At 40.0% G+C, this 21,729-nt stretch carries 20 protein-coding genes and 1 pseudogene; 5 read left to right on the forward strand and 16 right to left on the reverse strand.

Going from position 1 to position 21,729, the window contains the following annotated elements; translation table 11 throughout:
- Positions 1–38 precede the first annotated feature (38 nt).
- Positions 39–1,091 carry a 2,3-butanediol dehydrogenase gene (locus NSQ71_RS15435; RefSeq protein ID WP_340734179.1) on the reverse strand — a complete coding sequence of 351 codons (1,053 nt, stop codon included), beginning with the start codon at positions 1,089–1,091 and terminating at the stop codon, positions 39–41.
- A gap of 1,208 nt (positions 1,092–2,299) precedes the next feature.
- On the opposite strand from NSQ71_RS15435, the pseudogene NSQ71_RS15440 reads away from it, so the two are divergent.
- Positions 2,300–3,781 (forward strand): annotated as a pseudogene (locus NSQ71_RS15440) (NADPH-dependent assimilatory sulfite reductase hemoprotein subunit); the annotation flags it as partial.
- On the opposite strand, the gene NSQ71_RS18585 reads toward NSQ71_RS15440, so the two are convergent.
- The 6 genes from NSQ71_RS18585 to NSQ71_RS15465 form a co-directional block, all read right to left on the reverse strand.
- Positions 3,688–3,894 (reverse strand): tautomerase family protein, encoded by a 207-nt coding sequence (locus tag NSQ71_RS18585; protein WP_420534702.1) that lies wholly within the window; start codon positions 3,892–3,894, stop codon positions 3,688–3,690. The pseudogene NSQ71_RS15440 and the gene NSQ71_RS18585 overlap by 94 nt on opposite strands.
- A gap of 36 nt (positions 3,895–3,930) precedes the next feature.
- Positions 3,931–4,845, reverse strand: coding sequence for a catechol 2,3-dioxygenase (locus tag NSQ71_RS15445; protein ID WP_063388369.1), 915 nt, complete (start codon positions 4,843–4,845; stop codon positions 3,931–3,933).
- Positions 4,846–5,523: 678 nt separating this feature from the next.
- On the reverse strand, positions 5,524–6,219 hold the full coding sequence (locus tag NSQ71_RS15450; RefSeq protein ID WP_340734180.1) for an ABC transporter ATP-binding protein: 696 nt from the start codon (positions 6,217–6,219) through the stop codon (positions 5,524–5,526).
- A complete protein-coding gene (locus NSQ71_RS15455; RefSeq protein WP_339193317.1) occupies positions 6,216–7,028 on the reverse strand; it encodes an ABC transporter permease in 813 nt (270 codons plus the stop codon). Before NSQ71_RS15455 ends, NSQ71_RS15450 begins: the two co-directional genes overlap by 4 nt.
- A gap of 248 nt (positions 7,029–7,276) precedes the next feature.
- Entirely contained in the window at positions 7,277–7,837 is a 561-nt protein-coding gene (locus tag NSQ71_RS15460) for a nitrous oxide reductase accessory protein NosL (RefSeq protein ID WP_340734181.1), read from the reverse strand.
- Positions 7,834–9,114, reverse strand: a complete 1,281-nt coding sequence (locus NSQ71_RS15465) for a right-handed parallel beta-helix repeat-containing protein (protein WP_340734182.1) — start codon at positions 9,112–9,114, stop codon at positions 7,834–7,836. The genes NSQ71_RS15460 and NSQ71_RS15465 overlap by 4 nt, the downstream gene beginning before the upstream one ends.
- A gap of 486 nt (positions 9,115–9,600) precedes the next feature.
- Between NSQ71_RS15465 and NSQ71_RS15470 the strand changes: the two genes are divergently transcribed.
- A complete protein-coding gene (locus NSQ71_RS15470) occupies positions 9,601–10,830 on the forward strand; it encodes an IS110 family transposase (RefSeq protein ID WP_027725928.1) in 1,230 nt (409 codons plus the stop codon).
- Between the two features lie 166 nt (positions 10,831–10,996).
- Here the strand turns inward: NSQ71_RS15470 and NSQ71_RS15475 are convergent, their stop codons facing one another.
- Both NSQ71_RS15475 and NSQ71_RS15480 read right to left on the reverse strand, forming a co-directional pair.
- Positions 10,997–11,824: an ABC transporter ATP-binding protein gene (locus NSQ71_RS15475; RefSeq protein WP_063388411.1), complete on the reverse strand. Its 828-nt coding sequence runs from the start codon at positions 11,822–11,824 to the stop codon at positions 10,997–10,999.
- A gap of 39 nt (positions 11,825–11,863) precedes the next feature.
- Positions 11,864–12,898: an ABC transporter substrate-binding protein gene (locus NSQ71_RS15480; protein ID WP_063388410.1), complete on the reverse strand. Its 1,035-nt coding sequence runs from the start codon at positions 12,896–12,898 to the stop codon at positions 11,864–11,866.
- Positions 12,899–13,523: 625 nt separating this feature from the next.
- Between NSQ71_RS15480 and NSQ71_RS15485 the strand changes: the two genes are divergently transcribed.
- Complete coding sequence (locus NSQ71_RS15485) at positions 13,524–14,426, forward strand: TauD/TfdA dioxygenase family protein (protein WP_340734183.1); 903 nt, start codon at positions 13,524–13,526, stop codon at positions 14,424–14,426.
- A gap of 408 nt (positions 14,427–14,834) precedes the next feature.
- On the opposite strand, the gene NSQ71_RS15490 is transcribed toward NSQ71_RS15485, so the two are convergent.
- Positions 14,835–15,155, reverse strand: coding sequence for a MazG nucleotide pyrophosphohydrolase domain-containing protein (locus NSQ71_RS15490; protein WP_063388408.1), 321 nt, complete (start codon positions 15,153–15,155; stop codon positions 14,835–14,837).
- A gap of 225 nt (positions 15,156–15,380) precedes the next feature.
- Between NSQ71_RS15490 and NSQ71_RS15495 the strand changes: the two genes are divergently transcribed.
- Complete coding sequence (locus NSQ71_RS15495) at positions 15,381–15,965, forward strand: TetR/AcrR family transcriptional regulator (RefSeq protein ID WP_063388407.1); 585 nt, start codon at positions 15,381–15,383, stop codon at positions 15,963–15,965.
- The gene (locus NSQ71_RS15500; RefSeq protein ID WP_063388406.1) at positions 15,962–16,372 is read left to right on the forward strand and encodes a DUF5367 family protein; all 411 of its coding nucleotides are present in this window, start codon (positions 15,962–15,964) and stop codon (positions 16,370–16,372) included. Before NSQ71_RS15495 ends, NSQ71_RS15500 begins: the two co-directional genes overlap by 4 nt.
- Before the next feature lie 665 nt (positions 16,373–17,037).
- Here NSQ71_RS15500 and NSQ71_RS15505 read toward each other — a convergent pair.
- The 6 genes from NSQ71_RS15505 to NSQ71_RS15530 form a co-directional block, all read right to left on the reverse strand.
- Positions 17,038–18,129 (reverse strand): SDR family NAD(P)-dependent oxidoreductase, encoded by a 1,092-nt coding sequence (locus NSQ71_RS15505; protein ID WP_340734184.1) that lies wholly within the window; start codon positions 18,127–18,129, stop codon positions 17,038–17,040.
- Between the two features lie 35 nt (positions 18,130–18,164).
- Positions 18,165–18,605 carry a MarR family winged helix-turn-helix transcriptional regulator gene (locus tag NSQ71_RS15510; RefSeq protein WP_340734185.1) on the reverse strand — a complete coding sequence of 147 codons (441 nt, stop codon included), beginning with the start codon at positions 18,603–18,605 and terminating at the stop codon, positions 18,165–18,167.
- Positions 18,606–18,851: 246 nt separating this feature from the next.
- On the reverse strand, positions 18,852–19,298 hold the full coding sequence (locus NSQ71_RS15515; protein ID WP_340734186.1) for a GNAT family N-acetyltransferase: 447 nt from the start codon (positions 19,296–19,298) through the stop codon (positions 18,852–18,854).
- A gap of 220 nt (positions 19,299–19,518) precedes the next feature.
- Entirely contained in the window at positions 19,519–19,647 is a 129-nt protein-coding gene (locus NSQ71_RS15520; protein ID WP_261308733.1) for a hypothetical protein, read from the reverse strand.
- A gap of 314 nt (positions 19,648–19,961) precedes the next feature.
- Positions 19,962–20,675 carry a FadR/GntR family transcriptional regulator gene (locus NSQ71_RS15525; protein WP_063388402.1) on the reverse strand — a complete coding sequence of 238 codons (714 nt, stop codon included), beginning with the start codon at positions 20,673–20,675 and terminating at the stop codon, positions 19,962–19,964.
- Positions 20,668–21,729, reverse strand: coding sequence for an Ldh family oxidoreductase (locus NSQ71_RS15530; RefSeq protein WP_340734187.1), 1,062 nt, complete (start codon positions 21,727–21,729; stop codon positions 20,668–20,670). The genes NSQ71_RS15525 and NSQ71_RS15530 overlap by 8 nt, the downstream gene beginning before the upstream one ends.

The raw sequence follows: 21,729 nt of genomic DNA on the forward strand, positions 1-21,729 counted from the left end.
CTTGTCCGCACCGTTTTCTCCCTACTCTGTTTAAATGTTTATTCTGGTTTTACCAAAATTTTCACTTGGTCTTTTTCTTTTATCAGCGTTTCAAATCCTTCTGCTACAATATCATCTAGCTTAATTCGTTTCCTAACGAGTTTTTCTGCTTGGAAGTAGCCTCGTTTCATTAATTCCATTACAGCAGGGAAGATATCGCGGTATGCAATAATTCCTTTTACGTTTCTTTCTTTTAATACGATATTATTTGGCTGAATGCCCGCTTCTTTTTCCCATATGCTAACGATGACTGTTTCTCCTTCAAATGCAGTGCTGTCAATAGCTTGTTGTAAAACAGCCGGTATTCCCGTTACTTCAAACGCAACGTCGACTCCGCCATCGGTTAATTCATGAAGCTTTTGAACCGGATCTTCCTCTATTGGATTGATGACAGATGTAGCACCGAGTTCTTTCGCTTTTTGCAAACGTTCTTTGGAAACTTCTACTGCATAAATTTCTGAAGCGCCAGCTGCTTTTAATGCTTCAATCACAAGAAGACCTATAGGACCTGTTCCAAACACAGCGGCTTTATCGCCAGGTTTGATTTTGCTTAATCTAACAGCATGCAAGGCTACAGCCGCAGGCTCCACCAATGCTCCTTGTTCATAAGAAAGACCTTCAGGCATTTTATGCACCATATGCTCATCAACGACAGTATACTCAGAGAATCCGCCGCCGCCACCGGATAAACCGTGGAATCCTAAAGATTCGCAAAGATTGTACTTACCTTTTTTACAAGCTGGGCATTCTCCACAGCGAAGAATAGGTTCTACAACGACAGGATCCCCAACCTTTACTTTTGTAACGCCTTCTCCAACTTCAACTACTTGACCAGAAAATTCGTGGCCCATGATAATAGGCGCCACATCTTTACTGACAGGATGAGGCTCTTGAACAGGAACAAAAATTGGACCTGCCGCATATTCGTGTAAATCGCTTCCGCAAATTCCTGCCCATTCTACTTTAATTTTTACTTTTCCTTTCCCTGCTTTCGGTTCTTCTACTTCCTCTACTCGAATGTCTCTAGCGTTGTGCCATCTTGCTGCTTTCATTTCATTTCCCCTCCCAATTTTATAATCGCTTTCATTGTATCATTTTTTAGTCCTATTTTTATCATATCGAAAAAATTCGAAATTATTTTATAAAAGAAATTGCTTATTTTGTGATTGGCTCTTTTTCAAACCATGATATGTACAAGCTTCATGGAACAGGAGCATATTTGTCATGCGGCAATTACCATGATCATGAGGTCAGCTTAAGCCTTAAATTACAAAAATATCTCATTATAAAAATCAGCCCTCTTCTTTCAAATGTTCTATTTGCCAAATGCCTCTTTACCTGAATTTAGTGACTATTTGATCAATCATATAGTTTTCTGCCAGCTGTCTGCAGCATGCAGACACTGTTATGAGGGCAAGCACATTTTTCACAGGTTTTAGGGTTTGCAAATTCCCTTCCTTACCGGATCATGCCGATTGAAAAAGGAAATCCTCATTTCCCTGACCACATATCAAAAGCCCCAAGTTTTTCCAAATACCACCTCCTGATAGAACTAAAGTTCTATGAATCTATTTTCATTTTATTACAATATAGGAAGGTATTTCAAGAATATCATGATAAAAAAACCTGATTCCTCTCCCCTTCATTACATTTAAAGGTGCGGGGTGAATCGGCAGAAATGAAATGCTAGTTTAAGAATGCATAAAAGAGATTGGATAATGCGCGACCTTGATTAATATTGTACATATCAAAATCACTTAAAGAGAAAAAAACATGTACACTCTTAAACAGTCAAAAATGTACATGTTTATGGTTCTTACTCAATCTTGGTGATGGGAAGGGGGTTAATGGGGAAAATGAGTGTACAAATATGTATTTTTAGCTCTGTGTTATCAATGACCTCGATTTTTCACCAAAAGAACGTAAGAACCATGTTTATCCTGACTTTTACAGCAAAAAAAGAAATTCCATTCGTTTACTTTTTTGCGTGTTAATTAAATCTGTATCCTCTAGAACGATTTTTTCCCTGATCCTGCAAACGCAGATTTCACAAATCCTGAATCTGATCCGCACACATTTCCGTATGGAGACGCCTCCTTTCTTGATGACTGCTCCTAACAGCTCACTATATAGATCGGCTGAAAAATATAACAAGTTTTGTAGTGGATGGGTCAAATTGACGTCCTTTTGGATGGTGTGTTTTCGTCTTTTTCTTTATATCATAGTAAACAAATCAGAATTCAGGGAGGAGTGATTGTATTTGTCTACTCAAAACAAAAAAGAATCAAAAATCGAAGTGATTAAGCGACAAAGCCGCTATTTACGGGGGACAATCAAGGAAGCTCTTCAAGATGGCAAACCGATGTTTTCGGAAGAAAATGTACAGGTATTGAAGTTTCACGGTGTTTACCAGCAGGACGACCGGGATTTGCGGCACAAGCTTTTGAAAGAAGGCAAAGAGAAGCATTACTCGATGATGGTGCGTGCCCGAATACCAGGCGGGGTGTTGAATCCGGATCAATATTTGGTGTTCGATCGCTTAGCCGATGAATATTCGGAATACGGGACGCTGCGCATTACGACGCGTCAAACCATCCAGCTTCACGGCATACTGAAAGGGAACTTGAAGGCTACCATAAAAAGGCTGAACGAATCACTAATCACAACACTTGGCGCCTGCGGCGATTCGGGGCGGAACATCATCTGTTGCGCAAAGCCGGGCGATGAGCCGTTCCGCGCCGAGATGCGGGAGGATCTGCTTGCACTGACTGATCGGCTGAGTCCTAAGACAAATGCGTATCACGAAATCTGGCTTGACGGCGAACCGGTTCAGCTTTCTGATGGAGAGACTGAGGAGCCGCTGTACGGTGATGTATACCTCCCGCGCAAGTTCAAGGTTGCGATGGTACCGGAAGGAGATAACTGCATCGATGTGTACGACAATGACATCGGACTTGTGGCACATATCGAGAACGGACACGTTGCTGGCTATACTGTGCTGGTAGGCGGCGGTATGGGACGAACGGCGGTCGTTCAGGCAACTTATCCGAGGCTGGCGAGTCCGCTTTGCTATGTGCCCAGGAAGGATGTCGTAGACACAATCCTTGATACTTGCGTAGCCATTGTGACCATCGAACGGGACTTCGGAGATCGCTCAAACCGCCGTTTTGCCCGCATGAAATATTTAATCGACCGGCGAGGACTGGATTGGTTCCGGCAAGAGGTTGAGACAAGGCTTGGGCGTACTTTAGAGCCACCAAGAAAGCTGGAATGGTACAACGGGCACGACCATCTCGGCTGGCACCGTGAGCGTGACGGGATAAGCTACCTTGGCCTGTTTGTTCCATATGGTCGTATTAAAGATACTGAAACCATGAAATTGAAATCGCCACTTCAAAACATTGTGCGCGAATTTCGTCCGACCGTTCGCCTCACCACGCAGCAAAATGTGATCCTGAGCGGCATTCCAGACGAATTTCGACCGGCGATTGAAGAGCGATTGCGCTCTGCGGGAGTGCCGCTTCCACATGAGCTATCAACAGTCCGAAAAAATACAATGGCATGTGTAGCCCTGCCGACCTGCGGACTTGCGCTGGCCGAGTCGGAGCGGGCTCTGCCCGATCTGTTGCCACAGTTTGAGCAGCTGTTTCATGAGCTTGGCCTCTCGGACGAGACCATCACCGTCCGCATGACTGGGTGCTCAAACGGCTGTGCGCGCCCGTACAACGCCAACATCGCTTTTATCGGCAATGGCACATTTAAGGCATGGGCTGCTGCGTCCGATGTTTCTTTTATTAACGCCTCTTTTTGTTCTACTGTAAGACTTCCAAACAATTGAATTTGAATAATCGGCATGTTTTTATCCTCGCTTATGATCAGTTTTGCTTTTTCTTACGTCAATGCCTTGGCGAATGACTCCGTCAACTCTCTTCTGTGATAAAAAATTCCTTGACCGATTTTGTCTTCAGTCCATGTTATAGTTGGAAAATCAGGATAAGTAATGTAACCGCTCGCAAAAGCTTCATTGCGATTGCCTGAAGGATCAAAGAAATAAGTTGTTTGTCCTCGCGTAATGCCATGGCGTGTCGGTGTAACATCGAATTGGACATTATTTTTTGATAAAATATCTGCTGCCTTTAGCACATCATACCAATTGTCAACATAGAACGCGACATGGTGCATCTTCTTGTCCGGTCCTTTAATAAAGGCAACATCATGCGGTTTTCCATTTCTAGCATAAATAAAGCTCCCCACCATTTGTTCTCCATCTACTGTTGTAATTTTTTCACTAACGAACATATCCAGGACTTCAGTGAAAAATCTCGTTACAGTGTCTATATCATCTCCTGTTAATGCTAGGTGATCGAGACGATGCGGCGCAATTCCCCGCAGTCCATCCGGCCATGGGTGAGGATTCCAATCTCCTGTTTTCGTACCGACACGCTCGATTTTATGATACAATTCAACTTGGTGGCCTGTTGGAAGTTCAAAACGAATTGCTTCTCCTTCCGCAATTCTTGTTCCTTTTGAAACCCGTTTTAATGTACACCCGAATTGTTCAATCTTCTTTTCGTACTTGGCTAAATCTTCTTCGTTTTCTACTTTAAAAGCAATGTGATCAAGGCCAGGAGAGTCAGCCTCCTGAAGAATAAGGCTATGATGATCGAATTCATCCCACGCCTTTAAATAAACTCTCCCTTCACTTCTTCTCATCTCTTCAAGACCAATTACATTTGTGTAATACTTGACTGATTCTTCAAGATCCATGACTCTTATTTCAGCCTTGCCAACCCGCATAATAGCCATTTCAACCACTCCTTATATTTGATTTAATTTATGGAATAATTTTAACAATTTTTATTTTCTGATTATACAAACAATTGTGCTGTTTTACCTTTAAATTCTTTGCCATTTTCGCAATAATGTACTAAATTTTCATGAGGAGCTTCGAGAAATACTGAAAAACATATACTTATATGGTAAGAACGAAATCATTGATGATATGTTTGATAAATCCCTGCTGCTTGAATCCATCGTTTATTACAAGAAATACAAACAATGCATAAAAAAAAGCGCCCGATCTTTTTGGGCACCCTCAAAACAATTTGAAAAGAAATCAAATATCGCTTATTGTTTTGTCTGACAGATAAGGTGCTAATTATTCAACCATTAGTTTAATCGACATACTCGTAGAATGCTCGGACATTTTTGCTGAAATGGTTCAATAGGCTATCAACTGGCGGACAAATATTTATTGAAGGATTGTGCTTATTTAAAATATGCATTTTGCCTTAAAAGAAAGCTCAGTAATGCTGGAAAAACAACTCCTCCATTTGGAGCCTTGGAGCTTAAAAGAAGCACAAGTGATTTGGTAGAAGAGAGGAAGATAAGAGAAACATAGAGAAAAGCCTTTTTCGTTTTTATCCTTATTAAAAATTTTTTCTTCCAAGAATGTAGCGAAAGCTCAGTTTATAAAAAAAGAAACTACTGGCGATAAAGCTTCATTAACTTTATCGTAGTTTCTTCTATGTTTTTATTGTTATTGATCGTTTGAATGACCTCTCCCTCTTTCATAAACAGAATGACATCGCCAGTTTCCGCTGCTACATCCATCATATGAGTAGAAAAAACAATGATCGCGCCAGCCTTTTTAATTTCATTGATCATTTCAACAAACCAATTAATCCAGTATGGATCCAATCCATTTGTTGGCTCATCAAGCAGAAGAACGTTTGGCTTGGCTATAATTGATTGCCCGAATAACAAGCGCTGTCTCATTCCTTTAGACAAACTTTTTACTAATTCGTTTCTTTTGTCGCTAAGCCCGATTAAATCAATGATGTCGTCTACTCTTTCTTTTTTCACTTTCCGGATGGAGCCGTAAAAATGAAGGAATTCTTTTACTGTCATCGTTTTCTGGGCATGAAAATCATCTGGCATGAAGCCAATTTCAGTCAAGTATTTTTTTCGGTCTAAGCTAATTTCTTTGTCGTTAATTGTTATTGTTCCGCTTGAAGGGGAAAGGATTCCCGCAATGATTTGAAGTAATGTACTTTTTCCAGCACCGTTCCCGCCGCATAATACCACGCAGGTTCCTTGCATTGCCTGAAAAGAGCATGGAGCCAACGCTGTTTTTTTCTTATAAACTTTTGAAACACCGTCAACTTTCAAGCCTGTCATTGCCTTTTCCTCCACTCCAGCATGAATATGGAAAACAATAATGTCAAAATCAAGAATCCGATGAAATAAATAATATAGATTAAGATTGCCTGAGGAGACTCCAATAAGGTCACAAGCGAATCATATGCTTGTCCAAAGACCGCTCCTCCATCGAGTGAAATGATGAATGCTACTCGAATAAATTCAGCAGGATTAATAAATAGGGCAATTTTCATTAATGGAGCAATCCATCTATATGGAACCATGCCTAAAATACCAATCAAAGCAGTCGGCCAAATCATAATGAGAAAAAACCAGATAATGATTGAGATCGATAAGGCCTGCCATCTTGTTGAAACAATGCTGCCAACGGTAATACCAAGAACAAGAAAGAAAAAGATAAGAATAATAGAGAACAAATAAATCGATAGAAGCCATTTACCAGAAAATTCACTGCCAAACACCAAGCCTATTGCCAAGCTAATCCCGTAGCTAAACGTAAACACAATCGCCTGAGCAATGAATTGTCCGCCTATTTTCCCTAAAACGTAAGATATCGTTAATAACGGATAGGTATTCAACAGCTGCCACTGTCCATTCTCCTTTTCATTCGCAATAGAAAAAGAGCCTGTGATCAGCATCAAAAGCGGAATGAGATACAACGCAATATTCACTACTGTTCCTGTCATATTTGTATATCCAGCTAAGGAAGGGGAGCTGTTTTGCAATAAAAATAATAGAGTGATAACAGCTACCCATAATAGTAAAAAAGAATAGTAAGACCACTGTCGTAATGCCATTCGCAGTTCAAAGCGAAAGATATTCCACATTGTGATTCCTCTTTTCAAAAATTCGTGTATATCTTATTTTTCGAACAGCCGTTTTTTTACTTGTTAACTGAAAGGCTTTTATAAACAATTGTCAAACTTTAAGTATATGCACAGCTGCCATCCGAATAATACGCATGGCTGAAAACACAAAGCTATATTTTACGTGATCATCATCCAGTCAATGTCGAAAGTGTTTTGATAAAGAAAAAGAAACCATCTAAAAATGGATTCGGCCGCGCACGAACCAATTAATGTGAACTATTGTGATCCTGTTCTGAATGAGAGTGACCAACTTTTTCAGTACCCTCTGAATTTGAATGACCTTCCTCTCCATGCTTCTTTAACATGTCATGGTTTTGCTTCCAAGAATGGTCGGCTAAATCGCTTGCTGTCAATAGTTTGCTTCCTTCATTTTTAGCAACGAATTTTTCCGCAGAAGCTTTTTCTTGAAAAGAGATTATATTGTAAGCCATCGGCGTATTAATTGATTGATTATAAACATAAGTGGCATCATCAGATAAAATCCATTTTTTGTTATTGTAATCTCGAACAAACTTCGCTTCAATTTCTTCATCCTTATGCGTATTAATCCATTCATACATACAGCCTATATCATCAAAAATCAGTGATTTGCCATTTTTCAGAAGGATTTGGGTCGCATATTGGTTATCTGCAACAGCCATATTACATGTTTCACAAGTATCAGTTGATTCATTGATGCTAACCGGCTGAACTTTATTGTTGCCGCATGCAGCGATGATCATTGCTATTACTGCGATTACATAAAAACTAAATAGCTTTTTCTTCATCCTCTTCTCCTCCCGAGTAGATATAAAATAAAACTGGATGCAATCATACAGGCGCTCATGATCCACAAGCTTGAATTAGATGATACTTCTTTTTCCATTTCGCTCGTCATGTCCATCAATGGAGCTGTATCTGTTAAAAGCTGGTCTACAGGGCTTTTGAGCAGATTTTGTATTACTATAAGTCCCGGTGCATGGAAAAATAATTGATATTCGGGGACATCGTTCGTCAACGTTTGGAAATACGGGTCAGCGGCAAAACTGATTTCACTTTTGCCATCTCCATTCATATCCACTTTACTCGAAGCATCCCAATAGTTTTCATTTATTTGATTATGCGGGCTTTCTATCGCATGAGCATCGTTGACATTTCCAATGAACGTATTTTGTGTGGCTTCATTTTTATTCGCTTTTTTGAACTGAATCCCGATAAAATTATTCATAATTTTATTGGATTCTATACGATTATTTTCAGATCTTTCAGCATATACACCAACTCGATTGGAAATAATATCATTTCCTTTTATCTCATTGTAAGAAGCTGTATAAATTAATAGTCCTTGAGCATTCACATTATTATGATTAAATAAAAACTTATTATTGCTCACAACATTCTGTTTTGATCCCATTACCATCGCGCCTGTCGTATTGTCTCTGGATACATTTTTTTCAAGCACATTTCCGTTTGAAAACATTAAATGGATACCGTAACGGGAATGCTGGATATTGTTTCTTTTTAAAGAGTTCCTATTACTTTGTTCTAAATAAATACCATCAGTCATATTGGAAATCATAAGTTTTTCAATATGACTACGATTAGATTGCCACAAATCAATTCCATTGCCAGTATTGCTGCCAACAATTTTGCTGTTTCGTATAGTCACACCATCTGCCTGATTAAGCCTTATGCCAAAACGATTTGTCTTGATTTCAAGCTCCTCCAACGTATGATTGGAACCTGTTACATAAACTGCTGCATCTTCTTTTTCATTACCGCAATGTTCTACTTCGATATTTTTAAGACGAACAGCTTTACCGCTAATAGTAATAACTGGACCGCCGTCACAAGAGTAAAGAGTGACTTTACCAGTTCCTACTAAGAATAATGGTTTGGAGATGACGATCTTTTCCTCATACTTCCCTTCTTCTATTTCAATCTTGCTCCCATTAGGAGCTGCATCAATTTTTGCTTGTAATGAACTAGCCGCTTCGGCAGCAGCCGGCACGCAAAACAATAAAAGAAGAAATATGATGTAATTTAGTGTTTTCATAACTTTCATATCCTCGCTCCCTAAAAATGGCTAGTTTCCTTCTAAACTAGAAATATTTCCATAGCCTCTCACTCCTCGTATACTAAGTTTCAGAAAGTTTTTTTATCGAATTTCCAGTCCGATACGCTCCTTGACAATCGCATATCTTGGGTGGTTGCCTTTGTGGGAGGGGCGCGCCCCTCCCACAAAGGGTTGAGCGTACCGGGGTTGGACTTTTCGCAATGTTCCTGGATAATGGTCTTAGGATCATCGGGGATACTCTTCTCACTCCTGTAGCTTTGACTACTTGTAAAGTCTGTCTCCTCGGCCCCTGTTTGGACGTCTAACCCGCAGGCTGTTCCCGTTGGTTTTCCCCATGCTGGAAGGAGCAGCTTCCAGGGCAGCCCATGGTCCAACGTGAGTTCTCATATGCGAGGGTGACTGGTCAACAGGCGCGATCCGGGGGCATCCCGAAGAGTCCTACCCCTCGATCCTACAACAATAGGAGGTGATCTCATGAAACTCTACGTCGGGATCGACGTGAGCTCACGCGACTTAGCCACCTGCATTATGGATCATGAAGGAAATACGTGCGCACGCTTCAAAGTGGATAATCATCTTCTGGGCGCCACCTTCCTTCGGGATCAAATCCTCCTGTGGGCTAACAAGCGAAAGCCAACCGAAATTCTGATCGGGATGGAAGCCACCTCGGTCTACAGTTGGCATCCAGCTATGTTTTTCCACCAGCAGGAGGCCTTGCAGGCTTGGAACGTCAAGGTGTTTACGATCAATCCAAAGCTCATTCGCAAGTTTAAAGAAGCCTATGTCGACTTGGAGAAAACGGATGACATCGATGCTTGGATCATTGCGGATCGGCTTCGCTTCGGCCGTCTGAAGATGACGGCTGTCCTCAAGGAGCAGTTTCTCGCGCTTCAGCGACTGACACGCATGCGATATCATCTCGTCCACCAGTTAACCCGTGAGAAACAGTATTTTCTCCAGCACTTGTTTTACAAATGCAGTTCCTTTACCCAAGAGGTGGACAGTTCGATCTTCGGACATGCCATTCTCGAACTGCTGCTTGAGTCGTGGAGCCTCGATGACATCTGCCAAATGGATGTCAAGCAGTTGGCCGACTTCCTGCGCCAAAAAGGGCGCAATCGCTTTGCCGATCCGGAATGCATCGCCAAGTCGATTCAAAAGGCGGCCCGTTCGTCGTATCGGTTGTCCAAGTGTGTCGAGGATTCCATCGACTTGCTGTTAGGGCTGTCGATTCAATCAATCCGCAGCCTGCAATCGCAGCTCAAAGAGCTCGATAAAGCCATTACCCGCCATCTTGAAGGCATTCCGAACACACTGCAAACCATCCCAGGCATCGGACCGGTTTATACCGCAGGCATCCTGGCCGAAATCGGGCAAATCGAGCGGTTTCACAACCAGGCCGCCTTGGCAAAATATGCCGGCTTGACATGGTCCAAGCACCAATCGGGCCGTTTTCAAGCCGAGGACACCTCCCTCATTCGTTCCGGCAATCGCTATCTCCGTTACTACCTAGTGGAGGCTGCCAACTCGGTGCAACGGCATGATGCGACGTTTCGTGCGTACTACCGGAAGAAGTATGAGGAAGTGCCCAAACACCAACATAAACGAGCCCTCGTCCTCACCGCTAGAAAACTCGTGCGTGTGATCGATGCGCTGCTACGCAACGGTCAAATCTACACGCCAAGAAAGGGGGAAGATCGATAAGAGGATCGATCTGGTATACCAATATCAACCTTTAGACCCAGTTTATTACATGTACCAATACTGGGTTTCTTCAGTATTGCCTTTTTTCGGATCATCGGACAAGGGAATTTCCAATTTCTATGATTTTTCACCTTGACATATTACCGCAGGACTTTTATTAAATTTCCTAAGCTGAATGCTCTTTTTTATGATCATTTTGCGATTTACTGACCTCATCCCGAAGTAAATCCCAAATTTGATGGCGAGTCTTTACAAATTCCGGCGTGGAACGCGCATCGTCTTCCTTTGCTTGGGAATGAGCTGAGTTTGTAATAATTTGTTTTATCGTCCCCGGACGTGAAGTCATTACAGCGATACGCTGTCCTAAGTACACGGCTTCATCAATTCCATGAGTAATGAACACGATCGTCTTCTTTGTTTTTTCCCAGATACGAAGCAATTCGTTTTGCAATGTTTCGCGTGTTTGAGCATCCAAGGCCGCAAACGGTTCATCCATTAATAAAACGTCAGGGTCAAAAGCCAAACTTCTAGCAATAGCTACACGCTGCTTCATCCCGCCTGATAGTTCGTGGGGATAACGTTCTTCAAAGCCGGACAAGCCGACTAGCTCCAAAAAATGACGGGCGATTTCCGAACGTTCCTTTTTTGGCACACCTTTCGCTTTTAAACCAAACTCAATATTTCCCTTAGCTGTTTTCCAAGGAAACAAGGCGTACTGTTGAAAGACAATTGCTCGATCTAAACCGGGGCCGTCGATTTGCTTCCCATCTATCAAAATTTTCCCAGATGTTGGTTGAGACAATCCGCCGAGAAGATCAAGCAAAGTTGATTTTCCGCATCCTGACGGCCCGACTAACGTTAGAAATTCTCCATTTTTAACGGAAAAATGAACGTTCCTCAATGCGGTAAACTCTTTAAAGCTTCCTTTTCCCTTTTCAACATCCCGAATTTTAAAAATTTTTGTGACATGGTCAAATTGAATTTTATCTGTCACCTGTTGAACACCTCCTAAACATTTTTGTTCAAGCTTCCTTTAGTAAGGGTTGAATTCATTTGTATATAAGTCATCCAGCCCAATTTCGCCTTTTTTCAACTCACCGCTTTTTATTAGCCAATCGATCCACACTTGAAAATCTTTCTCCTGTATATAACCTCCTTTCGAGCCGATTCCTGTACTTTTCCAAAATTTAACTGTTTCACCATCTTCTTTTCGTTTTCTTTTTTCAATAATTGCTTCATAACGGGCAATGACTTCTTCTCTAGGGGTTGAACGCGCCCATTCAATTGCTTTCGCTGTTGCTTCAACGAATTTTCTCACAGTATTCGGATTTTCTTTAATGAATTTCTCAGTAAAAACATAACTGCCCGCATTAAAAGCACCAAACAAATCATAATCACTAAAGAGCTTCCGAATCCCGCCCCTTTCTAATGCCCGGTCTCGCAGCATTCCGCCTAACACAGCTACATCAATTTGTTTATTACGCAATGCTTGTTCTGCATTGACTGGCGGAATCACCACTATCGTTACTTTTTTAATTTCTTCCTCTGTTAATCCATTTTGACGCAAGTATTCTTTTAACACGAATTCATGGTGTGCACCGAGAGTATTCATCCCGACTTTTTTGCCAATTAAATCTCGCGCCTCTTTAATCGGACTATCCTCTAATGTATAAAACCCACTGAACGTATCTTCATCGCTGCCGTAATAACTGATCACGGCTTTAATCGGGGCGCCGCTGGCTTTTAATTTAATAATTGCTCCATTAAATGCACCGCCAAAATGAATTTCCCCTGTTGCAGCTGTTTGGATATCCTGTGGTCCACTCGTTGTATTTCCAACCCATTCAAGTTTGATTGGATCTAAATAACCTAAATCTTCCGCCAATTCCGGGAAAGTGACTTGTCCAGGAGATCCTTGATAGCGCAGTGTCAGCGTCTCATATTTGCCATCACCTCCGGCTTTGCCTTCTTTTTCAGCAACTGTTTTGTTCTGGCAGCCAGCAGATAAAACAACTGTCCCTACTAACAATAAAATTCCTATCACTCTGCAATTCTTCAACAACTTCATCTTACTCCTCCCTTTTGATTTCAATTGAATAGGAAGAGGTGACTAACCCCCGACCTCTCACACAACCGTACGTACCGTTCGGTATACGGCAGTTCAATTAAGTCCATGCCAGCCCGCATAAAAAAGGTCTTTACATTTTCTGTAAAGACCTCCAGTGTACTGGTCGGCATATTCATCTATTAAAAAAATACCGGAGACATTTTGCAGCAATGTCTCCGGTTGACCGGTGGGAACAATCAATTAACCGATATTTCCTATTGAATTAGTATACATTAGTTATCCTTAATGTTACTGAGCAAATGAAAAATAGTCAAGCTAAAATTTACTGTAAAATATTAATTTTTTATAAATAAAAAATTTTTAAAATTTAATATTGACATTTTTTCTTGTGAATCTAATATTTTTACTAAACCGATATGAATTCATAGGATTTACAACTGGAATAAAAAGCTGACCAGCCATCTGGAAGCCGGAGCTCATCTGCTCTGGCTTTCTTGCTTATTATCGGTTTATTAAAATGGCTCACTCAACGAGCAAGGAGGTGGGGCTTCTATTAAGTGCCGATGAAATTTTGAGAAAGATGAATATTCCGTAGAATCATAAACTTTCTTGAGGAGGCGATCCTATGACTGATGTCAAACAAGTACAAAATGAATCAGAGATTATTGTCAAACCAGTTGCCGGACGAATTGGCGCTGAAATATCAGGCATCAAACTTTCCGATGAACTAGATGCTGAAACAATTCAATTTATTCGCGAAGCGATCTTAAAGTACAAGGTAGTTTTCTTCCGAAATCAGCATCATCTAGATGATGCGGGGCAGGAAGCCTTTGCACAGCTGCTTGGCAATCCTGTTGTTCATCCAACTGTTCCAGCAAAAGACGGCTCCAATTATATTTTTGAGCTAGACTCTGATCGTGGCGACCGGGCCAATTCATGGCATACAGATGTTACATTTGTAGATGCATTTCCGAAATTCTCCATTTTACGGGGGGTTGTGATCCCTGAAGCAGGAGGGGATACTGTTTGGGCGAACACAGCTGCTGCCTATGAAACTCTGCCAACAGAACTACGGAATCTTGCTGATCAATTGTGGGCAATCCATACAAATGCCTATGATTATGCAGCACAGCGATATAATATATCTCCTGAAGCAAAAAAGCACTATGACGAAGTATTCACTTCCACTTTATATGAAACCGAGCACCCCGTTGTCCATATACATCCTGAAACCGGTGAACGCAATCTTTTACTTGGTCATTTTGTCAAAAAATTTGTCGGACTTTCCACCTTCGATTCAGCCCAATTGTTCACTGTCCTGCAGCAGCATATTATACAATTAGAAAATACAGTTCGCTGGAAATGGAGTGCAGGAGATGTTGTGATTTGGGATAACCGTGCAACCCAGCATTATGCAATAAATGACTATGGCGACGAACAAAGAGTTGTGAGAAGAATTACAATTGCAGGAGATGTTCCTGTTAGTATAGACGGCCGCCGCAGCATTACACGAAAAATAGAAAAATAGTCCCATCAGGATTTTTCTAACCAATAATTTATAAAAGCCTTTCAGTTAAAAAGTTAAACTTCAAAAATTTTTATAACCAAATAAAAACGGCATCTCCCTTATGTGAATATCAAGCTATATAAGTTCGGAACCGTTTTACGCAGAATCGTCATCCTCTGATGCGAACACTGCCTTTTATCTAATAACCTTGGAATCGTTTTTATCGCTAATGACTTTTGAAAATTGGGCATCCCCCCTATTGCCCGGAAAAGAAAGTTTATTTGCAATTGGTCGACCATAAAAAGAAATGGATTTCACAATCTATTCAACAATCGTTTGCGGCATCAAAGAATACGGAAGAATCCGTTCACCACGTGGAACAGCGATGCCGCAATTTTACCTTATTACGGAATTTTTAAGACATAAAACTTAAACAGTAGAATAACGATCTAACAGCTTCTTTTTATGTGAATGAAATACTTCTTCCAAAGGAATATTGTATTTGTTTGCAATCACTATGATGTTTCCTAACACATCTCCCAGCTCTTCGATTAATGCCTGTTTATTTTCCTCAACTGAACCTGTTGATTCGTCTGGTCTGTCTCTGCCAATTTCAAGCGCTCTTATAGCTCGGGCAACTTCCCCTGTTTCTTCGGCTAAAAATCCAATGCGGACAAAAATATCTAATTCAGCCCAGCCCCTGCTGTCATAATACTCCTTCACCCATTGTTGAAACTCATTGATATCCATTTTGTTCACCTGCCCTTTCTCTCTTAAAAAGAGTCACATGAAAACTCTTTTCTTGTCAATATTCAAATGAGAGAATTCAAATGACTTTTGAAAAGATAGTAATTATGACCATTTTATATTGTGGTACTGTCAAGAATTTTGTATAATCTAAAATGAATCAGTGAATAAACGGTAAATTTTTTTGAGTTAAGTTAGTTATATGAATAACTAATAAGGAGTGATCATATGGCAAAGCCGAATGTTATTAGTAAAAATGAATTAATTCGTTCCGCGAAGAAGTGTTTAGTCAAAAACGGAATTGAAAAGTTCACATTGAGGGCAGTCGCCGAAACGGCAGGGGTTACGCAGGGGACTGTTTATTATCATTTTCGAACAAAAGAACAATTATTATTGGATATTGTAAAAGATATTTGCGACAGTTCTTGGGACGAATTATCGAAAAGTGACGGCAACATCATTAAACAAGCGATTGAGACAGCGAAAAGCCGTTGTTCTCATGATTCTTTTTTTCATAAATTGTTCTTAACGCTCGTCGTTTCAGGTTTTCATAATGATAAAATCAGGGAACAGCTTGAGGGGATTATTTTACAAGAAAATAAAGCTCTAGCGGAAAATTTATTAAAAATATGGCCTTCATCACCAATTAAAGGAATTTCGCTTGACACATGGGCGATCATTTTAAACGCTGTTGTAGACGGAATCGCCTTACAGGCTCTATTGTCAAAAAATTTTCCGGTAGAGAAAACATACGCAGAACTTGAGAAATTATTTATAGCATTGAGCGGCTTACAAGAGGTGGAGAACAAATGAAAGGATATTTGTACACAGCATGCTGGAGCGTTTTTGTTTGGTTTTTTGCCACAATGTTTTTTGTTATGTTTGGGGACAGCGTTCTTTTCAGACCGGGTACAGCGGAGTTTGCTGTCAGCCTCTCTTTGCTAATAGCTGGAACAGGGGTGTTATTGGCAGGAGCCACGTATTTATATGTATTGTTTGACAAAGCCGAAAATGCACCGCTGAAATTTGGATTCATCGGCACGATCGTTGGTTTAATTTTAGATACTTTTTCTTTATCCAACCACCAGCTGATTTTTCCTAAGCTTGATGAGCCGCAGGTTATCGCTTTTGCAGCATGGATGTCTTTTGCCTACGCATTGTATTTATTAATACCTGCCATAATAAATGAATTAATGAAAAAGAAGCTTAAAACCGAATGAATTAAAATGCAATCACAAAATGGGGGTGTCTAATAAGTCGTTTTTACGGCTTATTGACGCCCCCATTAATGTTTTAGAAATGTTGATATATCGTGGTTATCAATGACGATTTGACTTTCTAAGACAGCCCCTTTAGGGCATTGTATGACTGTTCGAATTTAAAGGGATTTCGCCTTATCAAAACGTAAGTCTTTTCTTTTCCTTATTTAAATAATCCATGCTGCCGCCTGCCTAATAACCGAATCAACATTTAGAAGAAAGCAAGATAGGTGTTGAGGACGTCTTTCTCATTTAAAAGAATTTCAAAATGTCCTTTTACGCTATTTATAAGCTGCCGTCTACCTGATAAAACTCAGAAGAACCTTTTATTTTAACTTATACGTTTGGATCGTCAATTTTATCATTGAAGCTAGACAAACTGTCCCAAATAAAACAACATATAAGAAAGGCCGATTACTAAAATCATTCGTATTTAGAACAGCAAAAATTAAAACTGTAAAAGTGAGAGTCAGCAAAAAGTACAACCTATATTTACCCAATAATTTTGAAATGAATCCTATTCCAACAACTAACAATAAGAATATGCCAATCTGGCAAAAAAAATTCCAAGCTCCTCACTTCTCGCATAAAGTTTAGAATTCCAGCTGATGGCACTTTTCTAATCTTTAAATTGTTTTTCTTTTACAGGAAAACCAAGTGCACGGATTAAGATATTTTTTGTACTTGGCAGCGACTTCCCGACCTGCGATTGCCAGCCCGGCCCACCAAACGATTTCGCCAATTGCAATCAGCGCCGGAACAGCCGCCGCTTTTTGAGTAAGAGTGAGCGGAAGCAATGGGACAACGACGGCTAGTCCATACAAAATAAACGAGGCGATAATAAGAATGACAGCAATCTTGCGGAGATAGCCTCTTTTATGCCTACTCGGCTTTTGCTGTCCGCCATCCTCTGTCCTGTAAAAAAATTGTTGAAGCATTTTTCCATATTTTCTCATCATGATAGCATCAGCCAGCTTCGGTGATATGGAGTTAACCTTGGCAAAAAGGATCGTGGACATCCCTCCCATAATTCGTACTGTCTTCTTTTTTTCAATTGTTTTAAGCAAATCCTCTGCCACTTTTTCAACAGGCATAATGGAAACACCCATTTTCCTCCAAAGCGGATGAAATGGTCTTTCAGCTTCAGTATCTGCAGGACTTGGCGAAAAAAAGGCAACCCTTGCTTGACTACCTTCCAACTCCAATTCACGGTTTACAGCTTCAATAAATGTGAACAGCCCTGCTCGTGATGCAGCATCGACACTATAATATGGAAAAGCCAAGCGGCCATCTGCAAATCCCCCGATATGCATAATCGTGCTGCCTTTTTGTTCTCTCATATGCGGCAGGAATGCCTTCGTTATAAGAATCGCTCCTAAAAGATTGATATCAAGCGTGTTTTTCGCTTCTTCATAACTATGCTCAGCTAAAGACTTTCTCACGTCATAACCCGAAGCATTGACGACAATATCAATATGGGCCGACCACCTTTTTACAATATTTTTCAGTTCTTTAATCGATTGTAAATCAGTAATGTCAAAAACGGCTGTTGTTATATCTCCAGTTATTTGCTCTGCTGTCTTTTTAACCTTTTCTTCATTCCTTCCAACTAAAAGAAGCCTTGCACCTTTATCGGCAAAAGCTTTTGCAAAGCTTGAACCTAATCCCCCTGAAGCGCCTATGACAATAACAGATTTACCCTCAAAACTCCTTTTCATGAACAGCTCCTCCATGTAAAAATGTATATGATGCATTAGCGATCTGTTTTTTGCAAATAACGAACGATTTCTGCCAATAAAGTTTCCAGAAATTCATATTTATGATCGCTTCCTAAACACTCTTTTATTTGCAAGTCAATTTTCTTGTAGAGCTTTTCATCACCTTCGACAATGTTCTTTCCTTTTTCTGTAACACTTACATAATAAACTCGTTTGTCCTCCTGCGATTGTATTTTTTCTATAAGGCCCATTTTTGACAGCTTTCTAATCATCGCTGAAACAGCCGGCTTCGTGAGGTTCAAAGCTTCTGCCACCTGAGAAAAATTGGGTTTCCCCATATAGTAAATAGTCGTTAAATAATAGTAGTCATTGCTGCTGAAATTTTTAATCTCCGCCTCCGTCAAATGCATATGTAAATTTTTAATCGATTCCCTCCACAAATAATTTGCAATAAACGCAATGCTGTCTTTAACCATAAAATCCCCCAATAAATAGTTAAATATATTTAATTAAATACATTTAACTATTTACCATTATTTTTTGTCAATCACAAAAAAAATTTCCCCAAACATAAGCGTGGGGAATAACACTTGACAAAATTTGAATTCGTTTCTCGTTTTAAAACATTATCTCATTCGGTTTCATATGCGCACAGTGATTGCATGATTCTTTGGCGGAGACCGAAAATTGGCTGGATAAAATTTCAGCTAGGAAAAAACTGTCTAAAAGAAATTTTTTTTCATCACAATTCGATTGTTATTCACAGCATAACCATTTTTTCTGTAGAAGCTTTCTGCAAGTCCTCCAGTGGATGTTAAGAGGTAAATGCTTTTAACTTGTTTCTTTTGTAAATCTTTCTCTAAATATTGGAGAAGCTTAGAGCCATAGCCTTTACCTTGAATTTCATGATTGATGCATAATTCCGCTAAATAAAAAGTTATTCCTTGATATGTTTTCTTGCTGTTCCCTGCTATAAAACCAATGGGAGTTCCATCGATTCCCCAAAAAAATCCTGTAAATTTCGGAGTATGCAGCAAATCTGTAAGCCTTTCTTTAGCCGTTTCATATGTCCAGCTTTCATTCCAAGGGTCACGATTAAAAACTTTCATATATAGTTCAATACATTGTTCCAAATGTTTTGCCGTCATTGGTGCAATTGTTTCTGCCACAAAAATTTCCCCCTATAGTAAATAGCTGGGGAGTGCATCCTGACTCCCGTCTGTTCGAAAACACTCCCCATTAAACTATTCGATTTGGTGTTGCCAGCACAGAAAACTTTCTCTGTTGTTTTTGCTTACCATTTTCTATCTATTTTAAATCTTAAAATCATTTTAATAGAAAATGGCCTTCATGTCATTTGCGGATTCTAGTCTTTTCGGCTAATTTTGTTTATGCTTCCGTTTCATTTTGTACATCTTTCGTAAAATCTTCAGAATTTAAATAGCCTGGTTCTAGGATAAGTTCCTCATCATCATAAAAAAATCCAGCGAACGGATACCGCTGACGGACTGGCTGCACAGCCTATGCTCATAATTAAGAAGCTTAATAAAGAAGGTGAGGCGAATTTTTCCTGCTGGCAGCTCTGCCTTTTTCCTTTCAAAACACAGCCAATTCCAAATAGCACAAGAAGTATCTCAATGAATCTCGGAAAAAATGGCGCCTGACAATATATTTTTGCTATAAAAATCAGCGAATGACAAGCGTCGGCGCTAAGGTACATCAGCTCATATATAAGGGTGATAGAGTTTTGCTTTCATTTACCGATAAGAGGCCGAACAATACAGCGGTGAACCCGTCGATTTTTTCTCGGAAATAAACTTAAATGTCATATGTTAGCCGTTATCCCTCTTTGCGTTTTCTAAAGTCTGCTCGACACTTTGTAAATGCTTCTCCATGCTTTTCCTTGACCTAATTATGTCGCGCTTTTTGATCATTTCGACAATTTCTAAGTGCTCCAGCCACGAATGGTGCATCCGATCAGGTATTTTAGATGTCTCCACCCTGATATTGTTAAAAAGGCTAGTGAGACTGTTCATTATCCGATAAGCAATTGCGTTCTTGGAAAGCTCCGCAATTCTAATATGAAATTTGTGATCTCGTTCAGACAAAATCTTTTCATTCACTTTATTTTCGCTGATTAATTGTACAGTCTCTTTTACAAACTGATACAAAACGTCAATTTCCGAATCGGATGCCCGTTCAACAGTCCATACTACTGCTTGCGTTTCAATGAGCATTCTTATTTCAAATAAATCTGCAAATTGGTCGCTTTTGACAAAGTAATGATTGGCTAATTGAGCTAAATTATTCGTTCCATCCGCTACAAAAACGCCATTCCCCTGTTTAATTTCAATAAATCCGAGCGTAGAGAGAACTTTGTAAGCTTCCCTTATTGTATTTCGACTCACATTTAATTTAAGAGAAAGCTCTCTTTCTGACGGCAGCTTTTCCCCGGGTTTCAGCTTATTTTCTTGAATAAGTGATTTCAATTCTTCAACAATCTTATTCGGAACAGTGGAACGATCAAAACGAATATTTTCAAACATAATGATCACCTGTGGTAGGAAATTCCAATTGCAACTGATTAGCCAGCTGCACTAAATCCTTTTCCACTTCCTGAGATAAATGAATACCACAATGTAATTTATGAATATAAGATTGTTCTCTTCGTTCCCCAGGGTACAAAATTGTATGGACTCCTTCTTTTTTAGGAACATCTTTCATTTCCAAAAGCATTTTTTGCAGAAGAGAGGTAAATTGATCGACAGGCATAAATTTTTCTATATCGATTAAAATAAAAAAATGCCCTACATTTGCTATTTGGCCGTTATCGTCATATATATTTTCGACATGTGGGCCGTAAGCAGCACCTGTTAATAGCCCTGTTAATATTTCCACTGCCAAAGCCCAGCCATACCCCTTTACTCCTCCCGAAGGAAGAACGGCTCCGTTTAATGCTTCTGCAGGATCTTCCGTATCATTGCCTCTTTGATCGATTGCCCAGCCTTTTGGAATGGCTTTTCCTTCCTTTGCCGCTTCTATAATTTTGCCTCTTGCAACGACGCTTGCAGACATATCGATAATAACATCCGGTCCGTTTTTGACTGGAAAGCCAAATGCTATCGGATTCGTTCCAAAGAAAGCTTTTTTGCCTCCCCAAGGCGGAATCCCAGGCGGAGAATTTGTCATCACAATTGCTGCAAGGTTTTCATCGCAAGCTGCCTTGCAATAATATGATGCACATCCAAAATGGTTGCTTTTTCGAATGGCGATGGCAGCAACTCCCGTTTCTCTTGCTGTTTTGATTCCCTCTTTAATGCCATAATATGATGCAATCTGGCCCAATCCGTTATCTCCATCGACAGTTAAAATGGATAACCCTTTTTTTTGTATTTTTATGGACGGGGTCGGATTAATCCGCCCCTCTTTTAAACGTTTTGAATAGATCGGCAATCTGCTGATTCCGTGGCTTGTGATACCTTCAAGATCTGCCCTTATTAATGAATCTGCTACAACTTCAGCATTCTCTTTTTTAACGTTTTGCTTCACCAAAACATCTTCAACAAATTTTTTTAAAGCTTTCGCATCATAAACAGTCAA

The organism is Aeribacillus sp. FSL M8-0235 (assembly GCF_038000355.1).
GTDB lineage: Bacteria > Bacillota > Bacilli > Bacillales > Aeribacillaceae > Aeribacillus > Aeribacillus composti.